At 73.1% G+C, this 25,968-nt stretch carries 19 protein-coding genes; 12 read left to right on the top strand and 7 right to left on the bottom strand.

The window, feature by feature from the left end:
• The first annotated feature begins 155 nt into the window (after positions 1-155).
• The 5 genes from AB0C76_RS20490 (at position 156) to AB0C76_RS20470 (ending at position 7,769) form a co-directional block, all read left to right on the top strand.
• Positions 156-1,727, top strand: coding sequence for a M28 family peptidase (locus tag AB0C76_RS20490; RefSeq protein WP_359967087.1), 1,572 nt, complete (start codon positions 156-158; stop codon positions 1,725-1,727).
• Positions 1,728-1,839: 112 nt separating this feature from the next.
• Positions 1,840-2,973, top strand: coding sequence for an alkene reductase (locus AB0C76_RS20485; protein WP_359967084.1), 1,134 nt, complete (start codon positions 1,840-1,842; stop codon positions 2,971-2,973).
• A gap of 229 nt (positions 2,974-3,202) precedes the next feature.
• The gene (gene lpdA, locus AB0C76_RS20480; protein ID WP_359967081.1) at positions 3,203-4,609 is read left to right on the top strand and encodes a dihydrolipoyl dehydrogenase; all 1,407 of its coding nucleotides are present in this window, start codon (positions 3,203-3,205) and stop codon (positions 4,607-4,609) included.
• A 332-nt stretch (positions 4,610-4,941) separates the two neighbouring features.
• Positions 4,942-6,108 (top strand): alanine--tRNA ligase-related protein, encoded by a 1,167-nt coding sequence (locus tag AB0C76_RS20475; RefSeq protein WP_359967078.1) that lies wholly within the window; start codon positions 4,942-4,944, stop codon positions 6,106-6,108.
• Positions 6,109-6,263: 155 nt separating this feature from the next.
• Entirely contained in the window at positions 6,264-7,769 is a 1,506-nt protein-coding gene (locus AB0C76_RS20470; protein WP_359967075.1) for an NAD(P)/FAD-dependent oxidoreductase, read from the top strand.
• On the opposite strand, the gene AB0C76_RS20465 is transcribed toward AB0C76_RS20470, so the two are convergent.
• Positions 7,741-8,622 carry a hypothetical protein gene (locus AB0C76_RS20465; RefSeq protein ID WP_359967072.1) on the bottom strand — a complete coding sequence of 294 codons (882 nt, stop codon included), beginning with the start codon at positions 8,620-8,622 and terminating at the stop codon, positions 7,741-7,743. The two genes, AB0C76_RS20470 and AB0C76_RS20465, sit on opposite strands and share 29 nt — an antisense overlap.
• A 73-nt stretch (positions 8,623-8,695) precedes the next feature.
• Between AB0C76_RS20465 and AB0C76_RS20460 the strand changes: the two genes are divergently transcribed.
• Positions 8,696-9,226, top strand: coding sequence for a hypothetical protein (locus tag AB0C76_RS20460; protein ID WP_359967069.1), 531 nt, complete (start codon positions 8,696-8,698; stop codon positions 9,224-9,226).
• A gap of 204 nt (positions 9,227-9,430) precedes the next feature.
• Positions 9,431-10,051, top strand: a complete 621-nt coding sequence (locus tag AB0C76_RS20455) for a hypothetical protein (protein ID WP_359967066.1) — start codon at positions 9,431-9,433, stop codon at positions 10,049-10,051.
• A 204-nt stretch (positions 10,052-10,255) separates the two neighbouring features.
• Here AB0C76_RS20455 and cynS read toward each other — a convergent pair whose 3' ends face one another.
• Both cynS and AB0C76_RS20445 read right to left on the bottom strand, forming a co-directional pair.
• Positions 10,256-10,726: a cyanase gene (cynS, locus tag AB0C76_RS20450; RefSeq protein WP_359967063.1), complete on the bottom strand. Its 471-nt coding sequence runs from the start codon at positions 10,724-10,726 to the stop codon at positions 10,256-10,258.
• A 110-nt stretch (positions 10,727-10,836) separates the two neighbouring features.
• Positions 10,837-11,421 (bottom strand): carbonic anhydrase, encoded by a 585-nt coding sequence (locus AB0C76_RS20445; RefSeq protein ID WP_359967060.1) that lies wholly within the window; start codon positions 11,419-11,421, stop codon positions 10,837-10,839.
• A 159-nt stretch (positions 11,422-11,580) separates the two neighbouring features.
• On the opposite strand from AB0C76_RS20445, the gene cynR reads away from it, so the two are divergent.
• The 3 genes from cynR (at position 11,581) to AB0C76_RS20430 (ending at position 15,691) form a co-directional block, all read left to right on the top strand.
• Positions 11,581-12,492 carry a transcriptional regulator CynR gene (cynR, locus tag AB0C76_RS20440; protein WP_359967057.1) on the top strand — a complete coding sequence of 304 codons (912 nt, stop codon included), beginning with the start codon at positions 11,581-11,583 and terminating at the stop codon, positions 12,490-12,492.
• A 275-nt stretch (positions 12,493-12,767) separates the two neighbouring features.
• Positions 12,768-14,432 carry a serine hydrolase gene (locus tag AB0C76_RS20435; RefSeq protein ID WP_359967055.1) on the top strand — a complete coding sequence of 555 codons (1,665 nt, stop codon included), beginning with the start codon at positions 12,768-12,770 and terminating at the stop codon, positions 14,430-14,432.
• Positions 14,433-14,524: 92 nt separating this feature from the next.
• The gene (locus AB0C76_RS20430; RefSeq protein ID WP_359967052.1) at positions 14,525-15,691 is read left to right on the top strand and encodes a damage-control phosphatase ARMT1 family protein; all 1,167 of its coding nucleotides are present in this window, start codon (positions 14,525-14,527) and stop codon (positions 15,689-15,691) included.
• Between the two features lie 52 nt (positions 15,692-15,743).
• Here the strand turns inward: AB0C76_RS20430 and AB0C76_RS20425 are convergent, their stop codons facing one another.
• The gene (locus AB0C76_RS20425) at positions 15,744-17,843 is read right to left on the bottom strand and encodes a PIG-L family deacetylase (protein WP_359967049.1); all 2,100 of its coding nucleotides are present in this window, start codon (positions 17,841-17,843) and stop codon (positions 15,744-15,746) included.
• A 163-nt stretch (positions 17,844-18,006) separates the two neighbouring features.
• Positions 18,007-19,167, bottom strand: a complete 1,161-nt coding sequence (locus AB0C76_RS20420; RefSeq protein ID WP_359967046.1) for a globin domain-containing protein — start codon at positions 19,165-19,167, stop codon at positions 18,007-18,009.
• A gap of 459 nt (positions 19,168-19,626) precedes the next feature.
• On the opposite strand from AB0C76_RS20420, the gene AB0C76_RS20415 reads away from it, so the two are divergent.
• The gene (locus AB0C76_RS20415; protein WP_359967043.1) at positions 19,627-20,478 is read left to right on the top strand and encodes a hypothetical protein; all 852 of its coding nucleotides are present in this window, start codon (positions 19,627-19,629) and stop codon (positions 20,476-20,478) included.
• 10 nt (positions 20,479-20,488) lie between these two features.
• Here AB0C76_RS20415 and AB0C76_RS20410 read toward each other — a convergent pair whose 3' ends face one another.
• Together AB0C76_RS20410 and AB0C76_RS20405 are read right to left on the bottom strand one after the other, a co-directional pair.
• A complete protein-coding gene (locus AB0C76_RS20410) occupies positions 20,489-21,799 on the bottom strand; it encodes an alkaline phosphatase family protein (protein ID WP_359967040.1) in 1,311 nt (436 codons plus the stop codon).
• 205 nt (positions 21,800-22,004) lie between these two features.
• Positions 22,005-23,597, bottom strand: coding sequence for a GMC family oxidoreductase N-terminal domain-containing protein (locus AB0C76_RS20405; RefSeq protein ID WP_359967037.1), 1,593 nt, complete (start codon positions 23,595-23,597; stop codon positions 22,005-22,007).
• Between the two features lie 275 nt (positions 23,598-23,872).
• On the opposite strand from AB0C76_RS20405, the gene AB0C76_RS20400 reads away from it, so the two are divergent.
• Entirely contained in the window at positions 23,873-25,939 is a 2,067-nt protein-coding gene (locus tag AB0C76_RS20400; protein WP_359967034.1) for a phosphocholine-specific phospholipase C, read from the top strand.
• The last annotated feature ends 29 nt before the right edge of the window (positions 25,940-25,968 follow it).

The raw sequence follows: 25,968 nt of genomic DNA, 5'->3' as shown, positions 1-25,968 counted from the left end.
AAGAGAGTCCCCCGCCTCTCCAGCATCACCGAGCGGTGACCGGTCCGCATCCCGTCACGGCGCGGCGCCCTCCCCCCGTACGGACGCGGCGGTCTTGGCAGGCCTCGTGACGGTCATGTCAAATCGGAGTTCACGGACCGTCGGAAGGACTCGCCTTGACGCTGCGCACCCGCCGCCCGCGCACCCGCCGTACGAGAACCCCGCTCGCCCACCCCGCCGGAGCCGCGGTGACGGCGACCGCCTTGGCCCTCCCGCTGCTGCTCGCCGGGGCCGGAACCGCGGGCGCCGACCCGGACCCGGCCCGCCGGGGCGCGCAGCTCGCCGCCCGACTGGTCGACCGGAGCAGTGCCGACGACGCCCTCGCCACGCTCCAGGCGCTCCAGCGGATCGCCGACCGCAACGGCGGCACCAGGGCGGCCGGTTCGCGGGGCCACGAGGAGTCCGCCCGCTACGTCTACGAGCAGGCCCGCCGGGCCGGGCTCAAGGTCTCGCGGCAGGAGTTCGCCTACACGTTCTTCGAGGCGCGGACCCAGCGCCTCGACGTCGTGTCGCCGCAGGCCGAGCAGGTGCCGGTGATCGCCATGACGTACTCGCCGAGCGGCCCGGAGGCGGGTGTGAAGGGCGAGCTGGCGGTCGTGCCGGTCGGCGCGGCCACCGGCTGCGCGGCCGCCGACTACCCGGAGGGGGAGTTCACCGGCCGGATCGCGCTGATCCGGCGCGGCGGCTGTGGTTTCGCCGTCAAGCAGGCCGCGGCGGCAGCGGCGGGCGCGGCCGGCGCGATCGTCTACAACAGCGTGGACGGCGACCTGAACGGGACGCTCGGCGAGCCGAACGCGGTGCGGATCCCCGTCGGCGGCGTCTCGAAGGCGGCGGGGGAGGCCCTGGCGGCGAAGGCGGCGGCCGGCCCGGTCGAAGTGAGCCTCGACATCCGCACGTTCATGGAGCCGCGCACCACGTGGAACGTCCTCGCCGAGACGCGCGGCGGCGACGAGAACAACACCGTCTTCGTCGGCGCCCACCTCGACTCCGTCCCGGCCGGTCCGGGTGTCAACGACAACGGCTCCGGCTCTGCGGGCATCCTGGAGGTCGCCCGCAACCTCGGCGTCCGGCAGGTGCGGAACAAGGTCAAGTTCGCCTGGTGGTCCGCCGAGGAGTTCGGGCTCAAGGGCTCGGAGGCGTACGTCACGTCGCTGTCGGAGGCGGACCGGAAGAAGATCCGGCTCTACCTCAACTTCGACATGATCGCCTCCCCGAACTACGCCCAGTTCGTCTACGACGGCTCCGGCAGCACCGGCGGCGGCGCCGGTCCCGCCGGCTCGGCGCAGATCCAGCGGCACATCTCCGACTTCCTCGACCGCCGCGGCGTGCCGCACGAGCCGGTCGCCTTCAACGGGCGCTCCGACTACGGCCCGTTCATCGACGCGGGCATCCCGGCGGGCGGCACCGACACCGGCGCCGAGGCCATCAAGTCGTCGGCACAGCAGGCCCGTTACGGGGGCAGTGCGGGCGTCGCCCTCGACCCCTGCTACCACAAGGCCTGCGACGACCTGGACAACCTCGACCGGGACGCGTTCGACACGAACATCGCCGTGATCGCCCACGCCGTCGGCACGTTCGCGTGGGACCTCGGCGAACTCGACCGGCCCGCAACGGTGTCGCCCCGGGCGAGCGGCGGTGGCGCCGGGGGCGGCCTCGGTGAGGACCGCGCCCACGAGGTGGCGGCCTGACGACCGGGTGGGCCCGCTGCCGTCCTCGGGCGGCGGGCCCACCCGGCCGTCAGCCCGGCTCCCGGCCACCGTACTTGAAGCTGACACCGGTGTGAGCTTCTACGGTTCCGGCATGACGACGAAGACGACGAAGACGACGAACGCGGCGAGCACGGCGAACACCCGGACCCCCGGCCTCTTCCAGCCCGCCGACCTCGGCCCGCTGCACCTCCCCAACCGCCTCGTGATGGCCCCGATGACCCGCACCCGGGCCGGTGCCGACGGCGTCCCGCAGCCGGTCATGGCCACCTACTACGCCCAGCGCGCCACCGCCGGCCTGATCATCGCCGAGGCCGCCACCCCGAACCGGGTCGGCCGCACCTACGCCAACATCCCGGCGATCCACGCCGACGAGCACGTCACCGGCTGGCGCACGGTGACCGACGCCGTGGCCGCGGAGGGCGGACGGATGTTCCTCCAGCTCCAGCACGGGGGCCGGATCGGCCACCCCGACAACAGCGGACTGCACCCCGTCGCCCCCTCACCCGTCGCGCTGCCCGAGACGATCCACACCCCGAGCGGCCACCGCGGGTCAGTCGTCCCGCGCCGGCTGACCGTCGACGAGATCGGCCGGACGGTCGCCGACTTCGCAGCCGCCGCCCGCAAGGCCGTCGAGGCAGGGTTCGCCGGCGTCGAGGTGCACGGCGCCAACGGCTACCTGCTGCACCAGTTCCTCGCCCGGAACACCAACCGCCGCACCGACGGCTACGGCGGCCCGGTGGCGAACCGGATCCGCTTCGTCGTCGAGGTGGTCCGCGCCGTCGCCGCCGAGATCGGCCCGGAGCGCGTCGGCCTGCGGGTGTCGCCCGGCTTCACCGGCCAGGGAATGGCGGAGGGCGACACCGCGGAGATCTACCGCGCCCTGACCGGCGAACTCGCCGGCGACGGCCTCGCCTACCTGCACGTCGTCTTCGCCGACCCCGAGGACGCCGTCTTCCAGGAGATCCGCAAGGCCTGGTCCGGCACCCTCATCGCCAACCCCGTGCTCGGCTGGGGGCAGCCGCTGCCCGAGGACGGCGGCCTGGCCGCGGCCGAGCGCCTGCTCGCGGCCGGCGCCGACCTGATCTCCTTCGGCCGCGGCTTCCTCGCCAACCCCGACCTGGTCGAGCGCCTGCGCACCGGAGCGCCGCTCAACCCCCTGCGCGACGGCCTGATGTACACGGGCGGCGCCGAGGGGTACACCGACTACCCGGCGCTCGCCGGGTGACCCGCCCGCGACGGGTCCGCCTTCGAACGCGTGCGCCCGTCCTCCGGCCCACCCGCGGTGACCTGCGACATCGATCACGGAGGCGGACGCCACTGACAATTCCGCCCCCGGACGGGTACGGTGCCGCGCGGAGCGTGCCCGCCGAGACCCGGTGGGTGCGCCGGGCCCGGTCCTGCCACCATGGGACCGAGATCAGGACCACCGTGACACCCTCGGAGGAGTCAGCACCATGAGCACGCACTACGACGTCGTCGTCCTCGGCGCGGGCCCCGGCGGCTACACCGCCGCCGTCCGCTCCGCCCAGCTGGGCCTGAAGACCGCGATCATCGAGGCCAAGTACTGGGGCGGCGTCTGCCTCAACGTCGGCTGCATCCCCTCCAAGGCCCTGCTGCGCAACGCCGAGCTGGCGCACATCTTCACCAAGGAGGCCAAGACCTTCGGCATCAAGGTCGAGGGCCAGGTGAGCTTCGACTTCGGCGAGGCCTTCCGCCGCAGCCGAGCCGTCGCCGACGGCCGGGTCAAGGGCGTCCACTACCTGATGAAGAAGAACGGCATCACCGAGTACGACGGCTGGGGCACGTTCGTCGACGACCACACCCTCCAGGTCGCGCTCAGCGGCGGCGGCTTCGACGTCGTCACGTTCGACCACTGCATCATCGCGGCCGGCGCCACCACCCGCCTCCTGCCCGGCACCAGCCTGAGCGAGCGCGTGGTCACCTACGAGGAGCAGATCCTCACCGAGCAGCTGCCCGAGAGCATCATCATCGCGGGCGCCGGCGCGATCGGCGTCGAGTTCGCCTACGTGCTGCACAACTACGGCGTGAAGGTCACCATCGTCGAGTTCCTGGACCGCGTGGTGCCGCTGGAGGACGTCGAGGTCTCCACCGAACTCGCCAAGCAGTACCGCAAGCTGGGGATCGAGGTGCTGACCTCGACCCGCGTCGAGTCGATCGACGACAGCGACCCCCATGCGAAGGTGCGGGTCACCGTCACCAAGGACGGGCAGCAGCAGGTGCTGGAGGCCGACAAGGTGCTCCAGGCGATCGGCTTCGCGCCGCGGGTCAACGGCTACGGCCTGGAGAACGCCGGCGTCAAGCTCACCGACCGCGGCGCCATCGCGGTCGACGGCCGCGGCCGCACCAGCGCCGGGCACATCTTCGCGATCGGCGACGTGACCGCCAAGCTGATGCTGGCCCACGCCGCCGAGACGATGGCCGTGATCGCCGCCGAGACCATCGGCGGGGCGGAGACCATGGAGGTCGACTTCGCCATGATCCCGCGCGCCACCTACTGCCAGCCGCAGATCGCCTCCTTCGGCTACACCGAGGCCCAGGCCCGCGAGCTCGGGTACGACGTCAAGGTCGCCAAGTTCCCCTTCACCGCCAACGGCAAGGCGCACGGCCTCGGCCACCCGATCGGCTTCGTCAAGGTGATCTGCGACAACACCCACGGCGAGCTGCTCGGCGCGCACCTGATCGGCCCCGAGGTCACCGAGCTGCTCCCCGAGCTGACGCTCGCCCAGCAGTGGGACCTCACCGTCCACGAGGTCGCCCGCAACGTCCACGCCCACCCGACCCTCGGCGAGGCCGTCAAGGAGGCCATCCACGGCCTGGCCGGCCACATGATCAACATGTGACGTCCGCCGCAGCGCGAGGACGGCTCCCGGGGCCCGAGGGCGGCCCCGGGAGCCGTCCTGCGGGTGAGCGGGGTGCGCACGGACGGAAAAACGGTTGGGACGTGCTGTGTCCGGGGCGCTAACCTCGGTGGCATGGACGTCATGGACCGAAGCACCACCGCAGCCGCGCGAGCGACCAGCTCGCCGGTTGCCGCCGCCTGACGTACCCCTCCCCCCGGCGACCGGAAACGGTCCGCCGGTGGTGGCTTCGAGGTGTTCCCTCCTCGGTTCCGATGATCGCGTGGACTCGTCGTCCGGTGCTCCGCCCGGCCCGCACGCGAAGGAGTCACCCCGTGAACACCGACCAGCTCGTCCGCACCTTCACCGAGTACTACGAGGACCTCGGCCACCGCCGCATCACCGGCTCGACCCTGCTGCCCCCGCCCGGCGACCCGGTGCTGTTCACCACCTCCGGCATGCACCCCCTCACACCCCACCTGGAAGGCCGCCCGCACCCGCTCGGCCGACGCCTGGTCAACGTGCAGCGCTGCCTGCGCACCACGGACCTCGACGAGGTCGGCGACCGCACCCACCTGACCGTCTTCGAGATGCTCGGCACCTGGTCCCTCGGCGACTACGAGGGCCCGCAGAGCCTCGACTGGGGCTACGGGCTGCTCACCGACGGCCTCGGCGTCGATCCCGGCCTGCTCCACGTCACCGTCTTCGGCGGCGACGACCGGGTCGGCCCCGACACCGGCTCGCTGGAGCTCTGGCAGGACCGCGGCGTCCCGGTCGAGCTCACCGTCCAGGACAACTGGTGGTCCAACGGGCCGACCGGACCCTGCGGCCCCGACTCCGAGATCTTCCTGTGGACCGGCGACACCCCGCCGGAGTCGACGCCCACCCGGGACGACCGCTGGGTGGAGGTGTGGAACCACGTCATGATGCGCCACCGCCGCCTCGACGACGGCTCGATCGTCCCGCTCCCGCAACGCAACGTCGACACCGGCCTCGGCCTGGAACGGCTCTCCACGCTGCTCCAGGGCCGCGGGTCGGTCTTCGAGTGCGACGTCTTCGACCCCTGGCGCCGCCTCCTCCCGACCCTCTGGCACCTCGACGAACCGTCCCTGCGCCTCGTCTCCGACCACCTGCGCTCGGGCATCGTCGTCATCGGCGACGGCGTCCGCCCGTCCAACACCGGCCGCGGCCACGTCCTGCGCCGCCTGGTGCGCCGGGTGCTCACCGTGCTGCGCCGCGACGACCCGCAGCGCGGACTCGGCGACCTGCCGGACGAGTTGATCCGCCACACCCTGGACCGCTTCCGCCAGGACGTGGACCCGGACGTCGTCCGCCGGATCCTCCTCGACGAGGAGCGCAGCTTCGGCCGGCTCCTGGACCGCGGCCGCCAGGTGCTCTCCCGCCCCCGCTTCCGCGGCCCGCTCACCGAGGACGACCTCCACTACCTCCACGACACCCACGGCCTGCCCCGCGACCTCGTCCTGAACCTCCGGCCGCGGTGACCCCGCCGGTACGGTGGATCTCCGTGCCGGGCGGCGGGGGGTCCACCGCCCGGCTCCCGGCAGGCGAGCACGGACGCGGGGTGGAACGTTTCGGCATCCTCGGGAGATGCTCGTCACTGACATGTCCCGAGCACCGCGACGGCCAGGAGGCACGAGTGACGACCAGGACCACCAGCGAGGCGCCCGGTACGGACGTCGACGTGCTGATCATCGGTGCCGGCATCTCGGGCATCGGCGCCGCCTGCCACCTCAAGGCACGCCGCCCCGGGACGTCCTTCGCCGTCCTGGAGGCGCACGACTCGATCGGCGGCACGTGGCGCCAGTTCCGCTACCCCGGGATCCGCTCCGACTCGGACATGCCGACCTTCGGGTTCGGTTTCCGGCCGTGGACGAGCCGGAAGTTCCTCGCGGACGGCGACAGCGTCCTGGACTACCTGCGGGAGACCGTCACGCGGTTCGGGATCGCCGGGCGGATCCGCTTCGGACACCGGGTGACCGGCGCGGAGTTCTCGTCGGAGACGGGACGGTGGACCGTCACCGCCGAGACGGCCGGGAGTGCGGAGCCGGTGACGTACACCGCACGCTTCCTCTTCCTCGGCACCGGCTACTTCGACCACGAGGCGGGCTACACGCCGGAGTTCACCGGCCTCGACGACTTCGAGGGCCGGGTCGTCCACCCGCAGCACTGGCCGCAGGACCTCGACCACGAGGGCAAGCGCGTCGTCGTGATCGGCAGCGGTGCCACCGCCGTCACGCTCGTCCCGGCGCTGGCCGTCCGCGCCGGGCACGTCACGATGCTCCAGCGCTCGCCCGGCTACGTGCTCTCGGCGCGGGCCGAGGACGGCATCGCCGCCGTTCTGATGCGGCTGCTCGGCCCGCGGCTCGCCCACCGGATCGTGCGCCGCAAGAACATCCTGCTCGGCCGAGGCCTCTACCGGGCCTGCATGCGCGCGCCGAAACTGATGCGCCGCGTGCTGATCGCCGACGTCCGCCGCCGGTTGCCCGAGGACTTCGACGTCGACACGCACTTCACGCCGCGCTACTCCCCGTGGGAGCAGCGGCTGTGCATCGTGCCCGACGGCGACCTGTTCAAGGCTATCTCGGCCCGGCGTGCCTCGGTGGTCACCGACCGGATCGAGCGGTTCACCAGGACGGGCGTCCTGCTCGCCTCCGGCCGGGAGCTCACCGCCGACCTCGTCGTGACGGCCACCGGGCTCGTCCTGTCGCCGTTCGGCAAGGTGCGGCTGAGCGTCGACGGCCGGCCGGTCGACCCGGCGGACACGACGGTCTACAAGGCGATGATGCTCTCCGGCGTGCCCAACCTCGCGTTCGCCTTCGGCTACACCAACCTCTCCTGGACGCTCAAGGTCGACCTCGTCTGCCGGCACTTCTGCCGCCTGCTCGACCACATGGACGCCCACGGGCACGGCATCGTCGAACCCGTCCTGGACGATCCGCTCGTGGACCGCGTGCCGTTCCTGGACCTGAGCTCGGGCTACGTCCAGCGCGGTATCGCGGCCTTCCCGCGGGCGGGCACGCGCGGGCCGTGGACGGTGGAGATGGCGTACGAGAAGGACGTCGAGCGGCTGATCGAGGGACCGGTGACGGACCGGGCGCTGCGGTTCACGGCCGTCAAGTCGCGCTCGGCGGAGGCGCGCTGAGCCCGGCGGACCAGCCGGGCGCGTCCGCCGCGGCGAGCGCGTCCCACGCGGACGCGCCGCCGGGGAGGGGCCAGGCGACGGTGGGCGCGCTCTCCAGCTCGGCCCGGGCGGCGGCCTCACCGAGCGCGTGCAGCGCGGCCCGGCGGGCGCGGTCGGGGTGGCGGTCGAGCCGCGGGACGCGCTCCGCGGCCTCGTCCGCCCGGCGGGTCCGCCGCGCCGCGTCCAGGCCGCGCGTCAGCACCACGTACGGCGGGCGGACGCCCTCGGCGCGCGCGGCCAGCAGCCGGTCGTGGCCGTCGAGGAGGACGTAGCCGTCCAGGGCGCTGACCCGCCAGAGCAGGACGGGGGCGAGGGTCCCGTCGCGGACGTGCTTGCGGTGCGCCCGGACCCGGGCGTCGGCCGGGTCGCCCGGCGGGCGCAGCGGGACGACGCCGTTCCAGCCGGGACAGTCCCAACCGACGTGGGCGGCGGGCCAGTCGGCGACGAGTTCCGCAGGGCGGACGTCCGGCGGCAGGTCCCCGCTCCGCAGGAGCCACCGGCCGGCGTGCAGGGGGCCGTGCGCCGCCCGTTCGAGGTGGTCGGCGAACTGGTGCAGCCAGTCGGGCCGCCGGCGCATGCAGGCCGCGCTGATGGGCGGGACCGGCGACCGGTACCGGCTGGTGCGGTGCACCGCGACGCCCCGGTGGCCGGACTCGACCCGGCCGAGGAGCAGTGTCGTGACGCCCTGCCGGAGCACCAGCCGCCCACCGTCGGCGCACTCGACCCGCAACCCGGGTTCACGCGGCCCGGCGGCGTCGAGCGCGAGCGCGGGGCGGTGGGTGTCGTACGAGAGGTCGTTTCGTCGCGCACGCATGGCGGCGCTCACCCTACTACCGGCGACGGGTTGTCCGTTGGAACGGCGGGAAGCGAAACTGGGGCCCGTGGACATGGGGATCTCAGGTTTCAGCCCGACCTTTCTCGTCGGGATCGACGCGGTTCGGCAGCAGCACGCCGCTCGTCTGGCGGGGCTCGTCGGGCGGCGGCTGACGGGGTTCGCCGTGGTGCGCTTCGCCGAGGACGGGGACTGGTTCGCCGACTGTCCGGTGGTGCTGGACTTCGACGGCGTCCGGGTGGAGGTCTGCCACTCGAAGCTCCACGACCTCTCGATCGGCTGGGACACGATCGACACGGCCGCGGCCATCTCCGGGTGGGAGTGGTTCGAGCTCACGCCGGAGTGGTCCCAGCGGGACGAGCGCCTCGAACCTTTCGTCGGCCGGGAACTGCGCGGGGTCGCGCTCGTCGAACGGCGACCGCAATCGGGACGGTGCTACCTGGACGTCGGCACGGTCGGGGTGGAGTTCGACTTCGGCGACGGTCACCGGCCGCGCCGCCTGCGGATCGTCAACGGCCTCGACGAGAACGGGATCGAGCTCGGGGAGCCACAGCCGGACTCCGTGCGGCACGAACTGGGCGGGTGAGCCGGCCGGGCGGTGTCAGGGCGCGCTGCCGGACGGCCCGGTGACCGTCGTGATCCTGTCGGACTCCACCGGCGCGACTGGGGCGGCGGCCGGCGCGGCGGCCGGTGTCAGGCCGTCGGCGTCGCGCCGGAGCCCTTCGCACGCGGCGCGCTCCGGGGCGGCGCCCGGCTGTACGATGCGCGCCGAGCGAGTGGAGGAGCCGAGGTGTACTGGGCCGGGCTGTTGTTGTGCGTCCTGCTGGGCGGGGAGATCGGCGCGATCGTGGCGGGCATCGCCGCCGACGACGTCGGGACGACCGTCACGCTGACGGTGGTCGGCGCGAACCTGGTGCCGTGGACGGCGATGGGGGCCGTCGCGCTGCTCGTCGCCGGCTCCCGGCGGCGCGCGGCGGCGGGCGGGGAGCCGCCCCGGCTGGAGCCGGCGATGGCGCGGATCGAGGCGTCACGGGCGACCGGCGAGGGCCCGGACATCCCGCTGCGCCTGGACCTGACGGTCGCGCCGACGGGCGGCCGCGCGTACCGGGCCGACGCGACGGTGGTCGTGAACCTGATGGACCTGGACGACTTCCGGGTCGGGCGCACCGTCGTGGTGGACCACGATCCCGCGCGGCCGTGGGACGTCCGGGTGCGCCGGCGACCGGGGGCGGAGTTCGCCGGGCGGGTCGCGCTCACCAAGATCGACACCGCTCCGCCGGAGACCAGGCGGAGCGCACCGCGGGCGTCGGCCGCCGCGGGGGGCCGGGGCGCGCAGGCGACGCGCTTCGGGCTGGTGGCGACCGGGGTTGGGGCACTGCTCTCGCTGGTGCCGTTCCACGGCCTCTACTGATCCACCGCCGGGAGCGGGGCCGGCCGTTCGCGGCAGGCCGGTCGCCTACCGGCGCAGGAGCAGGCCGGTGGCGGCGAGGAGCCGGCCGTCCTCGATCCGGATCCAGGCGACCTTGTCGATGACCGTGCTCGTGCGCGGGCCGAAGTCCATGACGGGTTCCTCGGGAAGAAGGGGGCGGGCCCGGCAGGGCCCGCCCCGTCAGGGTCAGAAGGGCTTGGTCGGCAGGTACTTGCCGTCCAGGGTGATGACGGCGCGCTCGCCGCCCTCGGGGTCGGCGACCTTCTTCACGTCGAGCTTGAAGTTGATCGCGGAGATGATGCCGTCGCCGAACTCCTCGTGGACCAGGGCCTTCAGAGTGGTGCCGTAGACCTGGAGCATCTCGTGGAAGCGGTAGATCGTCGGGTCGGTGGGGACGGCGCCGGGGATCGAGCCGCGGGTCGGGACGGTCCGGAGGAGCATCACCGCGTCCTCGTCCAGGCCCAGCAGCTCGGCGACGGCCTTCGCCGAGGCCTCCGGCAGGGCGTGCTGGCCGAGGACGGCGGCGGTGGTGAAGGCGACCGAGAGGCCGGAGACGTCGGCGATCTGCTGCCAGGAGAGGTCCTTGCGGGTCTTGGCGGCGACGGCGGCGACGGCGAGGGCCTGGCGGGCGGTCGGGTCGAACTGGGCGTGCACCATGGGTGGTTCCTTTTCGGTGGGCGCCGCTCGCGCGCTTCGTGTGCGCGGGGCGGACGGGATCATGGGGACCGGGAGGCGCCGAACGGGCCCTCCCGGAAGCGGAGTCGGCGTCAGGCGGCGAGCGGGGCGGTGGCCCGGAGTTCCTCGACGCGGCCGCTGCCGATGTCGAAGACCCACCCCCGCAGTGTGATCCGGCCTCCGGCCAGGGCGCGGGCCACCGACGGGTGGGTGGCGAGGTTCGCCAGCTGGGCGAGCACGTTCTGTCGGACCAGGGCCGGCACGTCCTCGCTGGTGGCGGTGCGGGCCACCGAGGCGTCGGCGAGCCGCAGCCAGTCGGCGACGGCCGGCGCGCCGCTCAGGTCGTGGCCGAGGGCGAGCGCCGTCATCGCGCCGCACGCGGAGTGGCCGCAGACGACGACGTCCCGTACGCCCAGCGCGGCGACGGCGTACTCGATGCTCGCCGCGACGCCGTCGGCGCCGGGGGCGTAGGCGGGGACGAGGTTGCCGGCGGTGCGGATGACGAACAGCTCGCCGGGCTCGCACCCGGTGATCAGCTCGGGGACGACGCGGGCGTCGGAGCAGCCGATGAACAGCGTGTGGGGCGAGTGGTGGGCGGCCAGGTGGGCGAAGAGCTCCTTCTTGGCCGGGAAGACGTCCCGCTGGAACTGCGCGACGCCCTCGGCGAGGTCAGGCATGAGGTCACTCCCTTACATGGCGGCCGGGCTTTCGAGCGGCCGGGCTTCCGTGCGGCCCGGCCGGTCGGGCCTTGGTGAGAGCAACCCTGCATGACCTGTTTCTATAGTGTCCAAGACGTATGGACCATGATTTCCATCGATGGCATCTATAGTTGCCTCATGGCCCTGGAACTGCGCCACCTGCGCTACCTGCTCGCCGTGGCCGAACACGGCAACTTCACCCGCGCCGCCGAGGAGCTGCACATCTCCCAGCCGACGCTGTCCCAGCAGGTCAAACAGCTCGAACGGACCCTCGGCACACAACTGCTGGACCGCACCGGCCGCACCGTGCGCCTCACCGACGCCGGCGAGGCGTACGCCCACCACGCGCGCGGCGCGCTGCGGGACCTCGCCGCCGCAGAGCGGGCCGTCCACGACGTGCAGGACCTCTCGCGAGGACAGTTGCGGCTCGCCGTCACCCCGACGTTCACCGCGTACCTCGTCGGCCCGCTCGTCGCCGAGCTCCACACCCGCCACCCCGGCATCGCCCTGACCGTGCGGGAGGCGACCCAGGACCGCATCGAAACCGGCCTGCTGGCCGACGAGTTCGACCTCGGCATCGCCTTCGAGGGCCCCCATCCGGCGGGCCTCACCGCCACCGCGCTGTTCACCGAGACGCTCACCCTGGTCACCGGCCCGTACCACCCCGCCGTCGACCCGGCCGGCCGGCCGCTGCCCGTCCGGGAGCTCGCCGACCGGCAACTCGCGCTGCTCAGCCAGGACTTCGCCACCCGCGTCCACATCGACGGCTACTTCGCGCGGCACCGCGTCAGTCCGCACATCGCCGTCGAGGCCGACTCCATCCAGGCGCTCACCGAGGTCGTGCAGCGCACGCCGCTCGTGACCGTCCTGCCCGACGCCGTCACCCACGACCACCCCCGCCTCACCCCCGTCCCGCTCGACCCGGCCCTCCCGACCCGCGCCGTCGACCTCCTGCGGCGCGCCGACGCCTACGAGAGCGCCGCCGCCCGGGCCTTCACCCGCCTCATCCACGACCTCGTCCGCACACGCGGCTACCCGCCCGTCGCCTGAGCGCCGGCGGCATCGGTGTACGTGCGGTCCTCGTGGCGTCGCCCGAGGGGCTCCTCGCCGGCCGGAGCGCGGCGGCGCCCCAGGCCGCCCCGCCGGTCTGGCACGACACCTCGGCCCGGCCGACGGCAACCGCGCCGCCGGACGGGTGGATTGCGGGGGCGGCGGCACACTGCGGCGGTCGCGCCGGGTATGGGCCGTCGACTACTCGGCGCCGTGCGGCGGACGGCGGCGCCGCCGGATTCCGGGCCGTGTCGCCCGGACGAGGGAGGACCTTCATGCATCGTCACGCCGCAGCCCGGCGGACCGTCCCCGGGGCAGGCCGGACCGCCGCCCGGCCGGGGCTGCGCACCGCCGCCCCGCTGCTGGCCACGGCGCTGCTCGCCGGGTGCACGTCCGCTGCCGCCACCGATCCCGAGGCCGCCCCCACCCCGGGCGCCTCGTCCGCCCCGGCCACCGCGCCGCCCGCGCAGCAGGCGCCGCAGCTGACCGAGCAGCAGGTGTCCTCCGCCGTGGACAAGATCGACGGCTACGTGCAGGACGCCATGGCGAAGACGGGCGTCCCGGGTGTGTCGCTGGCCGTCGTCTACAAGGACACGGTCATCCACGCGAAGGGCTTCGGAGTCCGCCAGCTCGGCCGGCCGGAGCCGGTCGACCCGGACACGGTGTTCCAGCTCGCCTCGGTCTCCAAGCCGATCTCCTCGACCGTGGTCGCCGGCGTGGTCGGCCAGAAGGCGGTGCAGTGGGACGACCCGGTCACGAAGTACGACCCGGGCTTCGCGCTCGCCGACCCGTGGGTGAGCAGCCACGTGACGATCGCCGACCTCTTCTCGCACCGCAGCGGCCTGCCGGACCACGCCGGAGACCTGCTGGAGGACCTCGGCTACCCGCGCGACTACATCCTCCAGCACCTGCGCGACCAGCCGCTCTCGCCATTCCGCGCGAGCTACGCCTACACCAACTACGGCCTGACCGAGGCGGCCGTGGCCGTGGCCAAGGCCAAGGGAGTGGCCTGGGAGGACCTGGCGGCGGACGTCCTCTACAAGCCGCTGGGCATGAACTCCACCAGCTCCCTGCGCTCCGCCTACGACAGCGCGGCGAACAAGGCCACGCCGCACGTCAAGACCGCCGGCGGCTGGCAGGTCAGCACCACCGAGAACCCGGACCCGCAGTCGCCGGCCGGCGGCGTGAGCTCCACCGCCCAGGACCTCACCCGGTGGATGCGGATGCAGCTCGCGGACGGCGCCTTCGAGGGCAAGCAGGTCGTCGACCCGGCGGGTCTGAACGAGACCCGGGTGCCGCAGATCGTCAGCGCCCCGCCGAGGTCCCCGGCGGGCAACGCCGGCTTCTACGGCCTCGGCTGGAACGTCACCTACGACACCCTGGGCCGGCTCCGGCTGAACCACTCCGGCGGCTTCGACCTGGGCGCGGCCACCGTGGTGACCCTGCTGCCGACCGAACAGCTCGGGATCGTCGTCCTGACCAACGGCCAGCCGATCGGCGTCCCCGAGGCGGTGGCCGAGGAGTTCTTCGACCTCGCCCAGAACGGCCGGGAGACCGTCGACTGGCTCGGCCTGTTCGGCAAGCTCCTGCCCGGCATCGCGGCGCCCGCCTCCTCGCCGACCGACTACGCCAAGCCGCCGGCCGGCGCCACCCCGGCGAGGCCGAACGCGGCCTACACGGGGACGTACGCCAACGGCTACTACGGGCCGATGACGGTGAGCGAGCAGGGCGGCGGGCTGGTGATGACCCTCGGTCCGGACAACCAGCAGTTCCCGCTCCAGCACTACAACGGGGACGTCTTCAGCTACCAGAGCAAGGGCGAGAACGCCGTCGGCCTCACCGGCCTGACCTTCACCATCGGCGCCGACGGGCGGGCCTCGACCGCGGTGGTCGAGCAGTTCAGCCACGAGGGCCTCGGGACCTTCACCCGCAGCGGCTGACCTCGGGACGAGGGGCAGAGGGGGCGCCGTGCCTCCCGCTCCGCTGCTACCGTCGCCGAGTCGCAGTCCCAGTCGAGGAGACGAGCCGCAGCGTGTCGAACGCACCCGTGATCCGCAGCGACGTCCCGGGGTCCTTCTCCCGGGGCGTCTTCCACGAGCGCCATCCCGAACTCGTCCGGCGCCTGCTCGCGGCCCTGCCCTACGGGCCGGTCGAGCGGGCGGCGGTCGAGCGGCTGCTCGTGGAGAGCACGACCGGGGTGCTGGAGCCGCTGGGGGACGGCGCGCCGGACGCCGCCCTGTGGGACGAGTGGGGCGCGGGGCTGTGGGGCACGCCGTGGGAGAAGGCGCCGTTCCTCTGGGCGGAGAGCTACTTCTACCGGCGGCTGCTCGACGCCACCGGGTACTTCCGGCCCGGGGCGTGGCAGGCCGTCGATCCGTTCGCGCCGTTCAAGGGCGCCGAGCTGGCGGGGCCGGCGGTGGACGAGGAACTCGCCGCCCTGAGCGGGCTCGACGGCCTGCCCGAGGCCCGCCGCTCGGAGGCTCTGCTGTCGTCCGCGCTGTGGGGCAACCGGGCGGACCTGAGCTTCGGGCTCACCGCGGGGACCGGCGGGCCGGGCGCGCGCGACCTCGTCGCCGACGACAGCGCGGAGCTGTGGGCCGAACTGGAGCGCACGCCGGGCGGACGGGTCTGCGTCGTCGCGGACAACGCCGGCCGGGAACTGCTGCCGGACCTCGCGCTGATCGACCACCTCCTGGCCGCCGGGCGGGCCGCGCAGGTCGTCCTGCACGTGAAGCCGCAGCCGTACTTCGTCTCGGACGCCACGATGGCCGACGTCCTCGCCGCGCTGCAACGCCTGTGTGCGGCACCGGAGCCGGCCGCCGCGGCGGTGGGCGAGCGGTTGTGGGCGGCGATGGCCGGCGGCACGCTCGTGGTCCGTGCGCACCCGTTCTCCTGCGCGCCGCTGCCGTACGCCGACATGCCCGACGACCTCCGGGCGGAGTTCGCCGGGGCGGCCCTGACGATCCTCAAGGGCGACCTCAACTACCGCCGCCTGGTGGGCGACCGCTGCTGGCCGCCGACCACCGGCTTCGCCGGGACGGCCGGGTACTTCCCGTCCCCCGTCGCAGCCCTGCGGACGCTGAAGTCGGACGTGATCGTGGGCCTCGACGCCCCCACCGTCGCGCGGCTCGACGGCACGGGGACGGCCTGGCGGACGAGCGGGCGCCACGCGGTCGTCCAGGTGCACCGGAAGGGTTAGGCGCGCCCCCTGACCTGGCATCCGCGGTCAGGGGGCGCGGTGGGCGGGGCGGTCAGGAGGAGACGGCCGTCTGCCAGCCGGTGAACGGGCTGTCCGCCTTGGCGTCGGTCTGGCGCCGCAGGTGGAGCCGGGCGTCGGTGCCGAGGGCGAGCACGACCACGCGGCCGGTGGCGTCGGTGGCCAGCGACGGCGCGCCGACGATCACCGAGCCGAGGTCCTGCCAGCTGGTGGTGAAGGCGCCGTCGCCCTCGGTCTGCGTGGCGAGGCTGACGCCGCCCCCGCCGTTGCGCGTCGCGACGACGATGCGACCGTTGGCGGTGACGGTGCTCGGCCCGTCCACGCTGACCGGGCCGCCGGTGGACGAGGAGACGGGGGTCCAGGTGCTGTCGGCCTGCACCCACTGGTTGACGGTCTTCCCGGTGTCGGGGTGCGAGAAGAGGATCTCCTTGCGGCCGCCGGCGGTCTGCGCGATGCCGATCGGGCCGGCCGGGGTGGGCCCGCTGAAGGCGGTGTCGCGGACGAAGGGGCCGTTCTTCGTGCTCTGGTGCCAGTGCAGAAGGTCGTGGCCGGACACCGTGGGGGCGAAGACGTCGATCAGGCCGTCGGTACCCAGGTTCGCCGCGAGGCCGTCCTGGACCCACGCGCCGCGCAGGTCCGCCCAGGTGCCCGGCCAACTGCCGTCCTCCCGCTGGGTGACGGCGCTGACGCCGCCTCCGGCGTTGGGCACGAAGACGGTGAGCGCCCCGTTGGCGTTGGGCGTCACGACGGGCGATCCGATCGTCTCGCCGACATCGTCGGAGTTGGGGTTGCCCAGCGAGGTCCAGGCTCCCCAGCCGCCGCCGACCGAGGTCTGCGCGAGCGTGACGATCTCGTCGTGGTTGTGGTTGCCCTTGTCGTCCGCGAGGCGGAGGCCGAAGACGTGGAGCAGGCCATTGCCGTCCTTGACCACGGTCAGGTAGGGCGCGAACTGCCCGCCGCCGCCCAGGCCCGCCGGGCCGGTCCACGCCCCGCCGCTCGCGGTCTCCTTCCACTGCGAGGGCTGTCCGTCGACCACCGCGAAGGCGTTGAGCAGGCCGTTGCCGTCCTGGGCCGACCAGGTCGTGCCGTTGAACCAGCGCGGGTACGAGCGGAACTCGTACATCGCGTAGTGGTTCTGCCAGCTGGCCGCGTCGCTCTCGTGGAGCTCCGAGTCGTGCGGCAGGTAACCGTCCCTGAAGACGCTCCACTTGGCCGAGGCCTCGCGCGGGTCCACGTTCGCCGGGCGCAGCCGGACGTTGTAGTCGCGGTAGTACCGCAGCAGGACGTTGCCCTGCGCGGGGTGGTAGCCGGCCGCCGCCTCGCCCGCGAAGCGCGCGGCGCCGCGGTGGTCGGAGTTGTCGCCGTAGTTGAGCGGGTCCGTGCGGTAGTCGTAACCGGATTCGTCGTGTCCCCTGCCCAGCGGGTAGACCTTCGGATCCTGCGCGAGCAGGATGCTCGGGTTGTACTGCCCCATCAGGTCGGTGAGGGCGGCGACCAGTTCTCCGTGGGTGTAGGTCTGGTTGTCGTAGGGACGGTAGTCCGGCGTCGTGCCGGAGTCGGCCGGCGCGGTCCGGCACTCCTTGCCGTCCGTGTCCTGGCTGCCCACCGTCCGCTTGGGATTCGGCGTGACGAGGTGCCCGTCCTTGTCGGGGACCGGGCCGATGTAGAGGTCGTCCAGCGAGGTCTCGCCGTCGGCGCCCGGGTCGCCGCTCTGGTAGAGCCGGAAGAAGACGAGGCGCACCGGGTTGGCGGTGCCGCGCAGGGTGTCGACCTCGACGGCCTTGCCGTTGCCGAGCGTGAGCGTGTCGATGGCCCAGTCGTTCGCGACCCCGGCCAGTTCGGCGTGCGCCTCGCGCGCGCCCTCCTCGCGGTGCTGCGCGTAGAGGCACGCGCTCTCCGTCGTGGTGGCCTGCTCGCCCGAGGTCAGGTAGACCGTCGTGGACGGAGCGTCGTACTGGCGGGCGAGGTCGGGGTTCATGAACAGGATGTCGTCGTCCTCGTGGGCGACGATCTGCAGGTAGCCGTTCGTGGGCGGCGCGGTGTCGGCCGATGCCGAGCCGACGAGCGGTGTGATCGTCGCGGCGACCAGCGCCGTGGCGGCGCAGACGGCGGCCCGCCGGAATCCGGAACGCATTGGTGAAGTCCTCCCCGTCGGCGGACCTGGTGGTGTGGAAGATCGTCCGCCGCGGGGGAACTTTTCTGCAGGGTGCGAACAACTGTCAAATTCGGGGTGCGCTCCGCGATTTGCCGAATTGAACCGAAATGGCAGGCTCTCGGCGGTCTTGCGGAAGGGCGGGTCAGAGCGCGAAGTCGAGGCGGACGAACGGGTCGTGGTGGATGCGGTCGAGCGGTACCCCGGCGCGGTACAGGGCCTCGGCCGCGCTCACGATCATCGGGCCGGGGCCGCTGACGTAGGCGTCGCGTCCCCGCCAGGGCCCGGCCGCCGTCAGGGCCGCGGGCAGGCCGGGGGCGGCGCCGGGGGTGTCGTCGTCGTGGACGACCGGCCGCACCGTGAGCCAGGAGTGCTGGTCGGCGAGCCGGTGGAGGGTGTCCAGGCCCAGCGGTCCGTCCGTGCCGCGCGTGCCCACGAAGACGTCGGTCCGCCGCCGGACCCCGTCCAGGACGGCCTGTTCGAGGAGGGCGAGGACCGGTGCGAGGCCGGTGCCGCCCGCGACGCAGACGACGTCCCGGCTCACGGCCGGGTCGAGGACCATGTCGCCGAGCGGCCGGCCGAGCCGGAGGACGTCGTCGACCCTCGCGCGCTGCACCAGGGCGGTGCTGACCGGACCGCCGGGGACGGCGCGGACGTGGAAGGTGAGGGTCCCGTCCGGGCGCCGGGCGTTGGCGGGGGAGAAGTAGCGCCAGCTCTTCGGCCACCACGGCGTCGACAGGCTCACGAACTGCCCGCCGGTGTACGGGTACGGCAGGTCGGTCCGCACGGTGATCTCCGCGAGGTCGCGGCCATGTCGCCGATGGTCCACGACGCGGGCGTCCCAGGCGGCCGGATGCTCGGCGGCGTCGGCCGTGGCGGCCCCGTCCATGACTCCGGCGGCCGCGGTGTAGGCGCGGGTCCAGGCCGCCGCGACGGCCGGGGTCCAGGCGGAGCCGGCGAAGTGCTCCAGCGTGGCGAGCAGGCACTCGCCGACCGCCGCGTAGTGTGCGCTGACAGCGCCGAACTTGCGGTGGTCGCGGCCCAGTTCGGAGCAGAACCGGACGAGGGTCGCGGGCTCGTCCACCAGGTCGACGACGAGCATCAGCGCGCGCACCAGCTTGTCGTGCTGGACCTCCATGTGTTCCGGGAAGAGCTCGCGGACCTGGGGGTAGCGCTGGAACAGGGTCGCGTAGAAGTGGCCGGGGAGGTCGGCGGCGTACGGCTCGACGGCGGCCCGGCTCGCCCGCAGCAGCGAGATCTCGTACGGGGAGACGATCGCCTCTGAGGCGTGGTCAGGAGAATTCATCGGTTCGGCTGGGTTTCTGATCGGGTATTGGGCGCGAAGGGTCACGCGTATCTCTTCGGTTGAATTCTTTGCGTTCTTCGCGGGGGTGGGCGAGGTGGTGGGTAAAAAAATCGGCCTATCTTGTCCATGGGCCCGATCGGATGTGCAAGTCGATGGGGTGAATGATGTGTGAAGCGAGATACTGGCTCGTAGTGGCCTGGGGTGGTAGGGTCCGCCCGCGCGAGCGGCAATTGCGGAACCTGCCTGAACAATCCCGGCGTCCGGTTGCCGTACGGGGCGGTAGCTTCGCCGGGGCGGCCGGAAATAACAATTCGCTCTCGGGGGCCGTCCGGGGCTGTCCGAAATTCCCCTGCAGGTCCTACGCTGCGGCGCGTGTCGATATTCCGAAGGCTCCGCGCTTCCGGTCCGCGGGTGCGGCCGGAACTCGATGACGTGCAACTCGGCCGCGTCCGGCGGCAAATGAATTCCGCCGGGCGGCTGGGGCCGGACGACATCCAGATCGACCAGGTCGACCGGCTGCTCCAGGAGTCCGCACGGGACCCGGACCGCCGGGCGCACCGCTTCGCCGTGCTCGCCGAGACCGCCGCGCCCACGGCGTTCGCGCGGTCCTGGCGGCTGCGCCGGCGCGGCTCGGACCCGATGGTGTTCGAGGGCTGGGTGGAGCTGGTCCGCGGCCGGGCCGCCGGGCGGATGGACGACGCCAGGGCGGCCGCCGACCACTGCTACCGCGCCGCCGAGCTCTCGCCGGCCGATCCCCTCCCCTGGGTGGTGCTGCTCGGGATCCTGCGCCTCATGCGGGCGGAGCCGCACCAGCTGTACGCCGTCTGGCGGGAGGTGACCGCGCGCGACCCCTGGAACCGCGAGGCCCACCTGCAGATGCTGCGCTACCTCTCGCCGGAGGAGTGCGGCTCGCGCAGCGGCCAGCTCGACTTCGTGGAGACCCTCCGGGCCTCGGCGCCGCCGGTCTCGCCGTCCGTGGGCGTGGAACTCGCGGCCCTCGTCGACGAGCACGACCGCACCGCCGCCAGGGGCGGCGTCGAGGCGCTGCTGGCCCGCCGTCTCTGGACGAACAGCCGGGCCGCCGGCGCCCTGGACACGGCCCTCGCCACCTGGCCGCGCGAGGGCTACCTGCGGCACGCCGCGGCCCTGGCCGACCTGAACCTGCTGGCCTACGCGCTCGTCCAGGCCGGCCGCGTCCGCGAGGGCGGCGCCGTGTTCGGGGCGATCGGCGACACCGTCACCGCGTGGCCGTGGTCGCTCGACGGCGACCCGGTCGAGCGGTTCACGTACTGGCAGGCGAAGGCGCTCTGAGGCCCGCGGCTCAGGCCTGCCGGGCCAGGGCGTCGCAGATCCGGTCCAGGTAGGACTCGCTGTTCGCGGACATGGTCCTGCCGCCGGACGTCGGGACCAGCGTCAGCGGGTCGTCGGTGCGCGGCGTGTCCAGGGTGAGGACGTCGCCGAAGCCCGGGGCCGCCTTGTCGCGGTTGGTCAGCGGGGGGAGGTTCCAGCGCTGCTCGATCGTCTTGAGCACCGAGGTGTGGTCCAGCGGGGTGTCGCCGGCGGGGCGGTGGACCGTCCCGGCGGGGATCAGGGGCGAGATCAGCACCGCGGGCACGCGGACGCCGAAGCGGGTGAAGTCGAAGCCGAACTCGCCCTGGGCGCCGTCGGGCGGGACCGCGCCGGAGGGCGGGGGCACGTGGTCGTAGCAGCCGCCGTGCTCGTCGTAGGTGATGAGGAGCAGGGTCCTGTTCCAGTCCGGCCCGGTGCGCAGCGCCGTGTAGACGTCGAGCATCAGCTGTTCGCCGTGCGACACGTCGTGCACCGGGTGCTGGTCGTTGCCGGCCAGGCCCCAGTCGGGTTCGAGGAAGATGAAGCCCTTGGGGAGGGTGCCGGTCCTGGCGGCGTTGCGGAACTGGGAGAAGCCGCCGAAGTGGCTCGGGTCGGCCTGGGTCGTGTCCGGGAAGTCGAAGCGGGTCAGCTGCTTGCCGTCGCTGTAGATCGCCCAGTCCGTGCCGTTCTTGCCGAGCAGGCCGAAGATGCTCGGGAAGTCGAACGGGGGCGTGCCGGCCTGCTGGTGGTCGTCCATCCGGCCCTGGCTGGTGCCGGCCAGGGCGAACGCCCGGTTGGGCAGGGTCTCGGTGGGCACGGAGCTGAACCAGTGGTCGCAGACCGCGTAGCCGCGCGCCAGGCCGGACAGGACGGGCAGGGCGTCGGGGGTGTAGCAGCCCATGATGTTCCCGGGCCCGGTGCCGGGGCGGACCGTCCGGCCGTGCAGCGGGTCGAACTGCAGGGCGTCGACGAAGCTCCGCACGAAGCCCGTCATGGTCGCGGCGGGGGCCGGGGTGCCGGGGTCGGCCGTCCCGAACAGCTGCGTGTTGGTCGGCGCGTAGCCCTCGCGGGGGTCTGCGCCGGGCATGAAGTACGCGTCGGGGGTGGTGCGGAGGATCCCGAAGACGGTGTGCTCGCCGTCGGGCCCGGCGTTGCTCTCGTCGCCCTTCAGACCCTCGAAGTGCACCCCGGACGGGGTCTTCCGGTCGGGGTAGAGGAAGCCCAGCATGTGGTCGAAGGAGCGGTTCTCCTGCATCAGGACCACGAGGTGGTCGATCTGGTCCAACCGGCCGTTGTTCGACATGGACGGTCTCCTGCCACGCGCGGGTGAAGCGGCGGACGGACTCACGTCGAGGCGCACGGCGGACGACTTGGGCCTCCCCGCTCGGAATGTCGTCCCGGTGTCCGGGTACGGGCGGCCACGTCTCCCACTATAGGCCGGGCGGGTGAAGGCCACGAGCCGTGCGCGGCCCCCACCCGCGCAGGTCGGCGGCGGACTCGATGGGGCATCAGGACCCGGACCGGCCCGCGATCGGGTCCGTGGCGCCCGTGATCAGGTCCGCCGCCTTCTCCGCCGCCATGATCGTGGGCGCGTTGGTGTTCCCGCGCGGCACCGCCGGGAACACGGACGCGTCGACCACCCGCAGGGCCGCCACGCCGTACACCCGCAGCTGCGGGTCGACGACGGCGCCGATCGCGCAGCTCGACGTCGGGTGGTACAGCGTCTGGCCGGCGCGCCGCGCCCACGCGAGGAGATCGGCGTCCGAGCCCGACCGGGGCGGCGCGTCCCCGTACGTCCCGGTGGCGACATCGGTCACCGCCCGCTGCGCCGCGATCTCCAGGGCGATCCTCGTCCCGGCGACGATCGCCGCCCGGTCCTCCTCCGTCGTCAGGTAGTTGTGGACGATCCGCGGCGCGGCGTCCGGCCGCGGCGAGCGCAGTGTCACCGCGCCGCGGCTGGTCGGGGCGAGGACGCACGGGCCGAAGGCGAACCCGTGCTCGGTGGCGGCCCCCAGCCCCTCCTGGTGGAACAGTCCCGGGGCGGCGTGGAACTGGATGTCCGGGGCGTCCAGGTCGTCGCGGCTGCGGAAGAAGCCGCCGGCCTCGGCGACGTTGGAGGTGAGCGGGCCGCGCCCCGCCGTCTCCAGCAGGGCGGTGTTCTCCGGGCTCGCCGCGCTGACCAGCGAGTCCACGCAGGTGCGGAAGTTGAGCATCGCCATGTAGTGGTCCTGCAGCCCCCGGCCGACGGGCAGGTCGCGCACGACCTCGATCCCGAGGGCGGACAGGGCGGCGCCCGGCCCGATCCCCGACAGCATCAGCAGTTTCGGCGAGCCGTACGCCCCGGCCGACAGGACGACCTCCCGCTCGGCGCGCACGACCCCGACGACCCCACCTCGCTCGACCGCCACGCCCACCGCCCGGCCGCCCTCGACCACCACGCGGTGCGCGCGGGCGCCGGCGAGCACCGTGAGGTTCAGCCGCCCGAGGACCGGGTGCAGGTAGGCGACGGCCGCGCTGCACCGCAGGCCGCCACGCTGCGTCACCTGGTAGCGCCCGACGCCGAACTGCGTCGCGCCGTTGAAGTCGTCGTTCGCCTTGTACCCGGCCTGCCCGGCGGCCTGGAGGAAGGCCGAGGCGAGCGGGTGTCCGGAGCGTCCGTCGCTCACGGTCAGCGGTCCGCCGACGCCGTGGAACTCGTCCTCGCCGCGTTCGTTGTCCTCCGCGTGCCGGAAGTACGGCAGCACCTCGTCGTACGACCAGCCGGTGGCCCCGGCCGCCGCCCAGCCGTCGTAGTCGGCGCGGGCGCCCCGGACGTAGATCATCGCGTTGAGCGAGCTGCAGCCGCCGAACGTCCGGCCCCGGGGCAGGTAGACCCGCCGCCCGCCGAGACCCGGCTCGGGTTCGGAGTCGAAGTCCCAGTCGACATCCGACTTGAACAACTGCGGGAACGCGACCGGCACGTGGATCTCCTGCGCGGTGTCCGGGCCGCCCGCCTCGACCACCGCCACCCGGACGTCCGGGTCCTCGGACAGCCGTGCCGCCAGCACGCAGCCCGCGGAACCGGCGCCGACGATGACGTAGTCGTAGGTGCTGCTGCTCATGCCAACCCCTTTGAGAGAAGGACGTGTTGGGTCCGGGGAGTCCGTGCCGGAACCGAGCCGGTCGGCCAGTATCCGCTCTCGCCGCGTCCCGTCATAGACGGTGAACCGGTCAACCGCGGCCGGGGCGGCGTGTTCATGCCGCGAGGCTTCCGCGAACCGTCGGCCGCGTGTAACTTCTCCGCCACCCGGCTACCGGCCGGTAGCCATCTGGCTGCCCGACAGTCTCCGCTGCCGGATCGTCCGCCGGAGTTGTCCATACTTCTCGGAGGCCTCACGTGTCACCAGTCACCCGCCGCACCTTCCTCGGCTCGGCCGCCGCCCTCGGCGCGGCCATCGGCCTGGACGCCGCCCTGCCCGGCGCGGTGCCGAGCGCCTCCGCCGCCCCGACCGGCACGATCCGCGACGTCAAGCACGTCGTGGTGCTCATGCAGGAGAACCGCAGCTTCGACCACTACTTCGGCGCGCTCAAGGGCGTGCGCGGCTTCGGCGACCGCACCGCGATCCAGATCGCGGGCGGCACCAGCGTCTTCAACCAGCCCAACGGCAGCGGCCGGCAGTACCCGTGGCAGCTCAGCAGGACCAGCACGTGGTGGTGGGGCGTCAGCGGCGAGCAGCTCGCGCAGTGCGACGGCTCGCTCGACCACTCGTGGTCCACCCAGCACCAGGCGTGGAACAACGGGAGGATGGACTCCTGGATCGCCGCCAAGGGCTCGGACAGGACCATGGGCTTCATGGCCCGCGAGGACATACCGTTCCACTACGCGCTCGCCGACGCCTACACCGTGTGCGACGCGTACCACTGCTCGATCCTCTCGGCCACCGGCCCCAACCGCACCTACCTGTGGTCCGGCCAGATCGACCCGGCCGGCACCGCCGGCGGCCCCGCCTACGACGGCGGCGACGAGAAGGGCCTGCGCTGGCAGACCTACGCCGAGGCGCTGCAGAACGCGGGCGTCAGCTGGAGGGTCTACCAGAACGCGAGCGACAACTACGGCGACAACGCCCTGGCGTACTTCAACCAGTTCACCAGCGCCCCGAGTTCGAGCCCGCTCGCCCAGCGCGGCATGGCCTCGGTGCCAAGCACCGGCTCCACGCCGGACGACATCGCCGCCGCGATCCGGGCCGACTCGGTCGCCGGCACGCTGCCCCAGGTGTCCTGGGTGGTGCCCAACCAGCTGTTCTCCGAGCACCCGGACGGCCCGCCGGAGAACGGCGCGCACTTCGTCAATCTCGTGGTGCAGGCCCTCGCGGCGAACCCGGACGTCTTCAACTCGACCGTCCTGTTCCTCAACTACGACGAGAACGACGGCTTCTTCGACCACGTGCCCCCGCCCGTCGCCCCGGCCGGCACCGCCGGCGAGTTCTACAACGGCACCAACATCGGCCTCGGCTTCCGCGTCCCGATGGTCGTGGTCTCGCCGTGGAGCCGCGGCGGCTTCGTCGACTCCCGCGTCTACGACCACACGTCCGTGCTGCGCTTCCTGGAGACCTGGACCGCCGCCATCGGCACCCCCGCCGTCTGCCCGAACATCAGCACCTGGCGCCGCCAGGTCTGCGGAGACCTCACCGGCGCCTTCGACTTCACCAGCCCCGTCTACGGCGTGCCCGCGCTGCCCGACACCAGTGCCACCATCAGCCAGGCCACCGCCAACCTGCAGATCAACCCGGCCCCGGGCACCAACTCCATGCCCGTCCAGGAGTCCGGCACCAAGCCCGCCCGCGCGCTGCCCTACCAGCCGAACGCGTGGGTCGACCGGATCGAGTACGACGCGAACAACCAGATCCTGCTCTGGATCGACATGGCCAACCAGGGCCCGCAGGCCACGGCCTGGGCGCACTACTCGATCCACGCCAACGCCTACCGCAGCGGCGGCCCGTGGCAGTACACCGTCGCCCCCTACGACGCCGCCTCCGGCACCGACGGGCGCGCGAGCGACTACTTCAACATCGGTGCCACCTACGGCAACGGCCAGTACGACCTCACCGTGCTGGGCCCCAACCGCTTCCTGCGCCGCTTCACCGGCAACGCCACCGGCGCCGGCAGGACCGCGGAGGCCACCACCTCCTACGCGCCGGCGCCGGACACCGGCAAGCCGGCCGTGTGGTTCACGATGACCAACACCGGCACCGGCACCGTCACGTTCACCATCACCGCCACCAACTACCGCACCGGCACCTGGACCTACCAGGTCGCCCCGGGTGCCACCGTCAGCGACTACTTCAACGCGGTCACGATCGCCCGGGGCTGGTACGACTTCACCGTCACCGTGAGCAGCGACCAGTCCTGGACCCGCCGCGCGACCGGCCACATCGAGACGGGCGCCGCCAGCGTCAGCGGCTGACCCGCACGCGACGGGCGACGGGCCCCGCC

The organism is Kitasatospora sp. NPDC048722 (assembly GCF_040650235.1).
GTDB lineage: Bacteria > Actinomycetota > Actinomycetes > Streptomycetales > Streptomycetaceae > Kitasatospora.
Note: the sequence above shows the minus strand (reverse complement) of the source record. Positions and strands in the feature narration are given on the sequence as shown.

What these genes read in the sequence shown, in the direction of transcription:
- AB0C76_RS20485 (WP_359967084.1), top strand. Translation starts at nt 1,840, where the DNA reads ATGACGACGAAGACGACGAAGACGACGAACGCGGCGAGCACGGCGAAC.
- lpdA (WP_359967081.1), top strand. Translation starts at nt 3,203, where the DNA reads ATGAGCACGCACTACGACGTCGTCGTCCTCGGCGCGGGCCCCGGCGGC.
- AB0C76_RS20465 (WP_359967072.1), bottom strand. Translation starts at nt 8,622, where the DNA reads ATGCGTGCGCGACGAAACGACCTCTCGTACGACACCCACCGCCCCGCG.
- AB0C76_RS20460 (WP_359967069.1), top strand. Translation starts at nt 8,696, where the DNA reads ATGGGGATCTCAGGTTTCAGCCCGACCTTTCTCGTCGGGATCGACGCG.
- cynS (WP_359967063.1), bottom strand. Translation starts at nt 10,726, where the DNA reads ATGGTGCACGCCCAGTTCGACCCGACCGCCCGCCAGGCCCTCGCCGTC.
- AB0C76_RS20445 (WP_359967060.1), bottom strand. Translation starts at nt 11,421, where the DNA reads ATGCCTGACCTCGCCGAGGGCGTCGCGCAGTTCCAGCGGGACGTCTTC.
- cynR (WP_359967057.1), top strand. Translation starts at nt 11,581, where the DNA reads ATGGCCCTGGAACTGCGCCACCTGCGCTACCTGCTCGCCGTGGCCGAA.
- AB0C76_RS20435 (WP_359967055.1), top strand. Translation starts at nt 12,768, where the DNA reads ATGCATCGTCACGCCGCAGCCCGGCGGACCGTCCCCGGGGCAGGCCGG.
- AB0C76_RS20425 (WP_359967049.1), bottom strand. Translation starts at nt 17,843, where the DNA reads ATGCGTTCCGGATTCCGGCGGGCCGCCGTCTGCGCCGCCACGGCGCTG.
- AB0C76_RS20420 (WP_359967046.1), bottom strand. Translation starts at nt 19,167, where the DNA reads ATGAATTCTCCTGACCACGCCTCAGAGGCGATCGTCTCCCCGTACGAG.
- AB0C76_RS20415 (WP_359967043.1), top strand. Translation starts at nt 19,627, where the DNA reads ATGAATTCCGCCGGGCGGCTGGGGCCGGACGACATCCAGATCGACCAG.
- AB0C76_RS20410 (WP_359967040.1), bottom strand. Translation starts at nt 21,799, where the DNA reads ATGTCGAACAACGGCCGGTTGGACCAGATCGACCACCTCGTGGTCCTG.
- AB0C76_RS20405 (WP_359967037.1), bottom strand. Translation starts at nt 23,597, where the DNA reads ATGAGCAGCAGCACCTACGACTACGTCATCGTCGGCGCCGGTTCCGCG.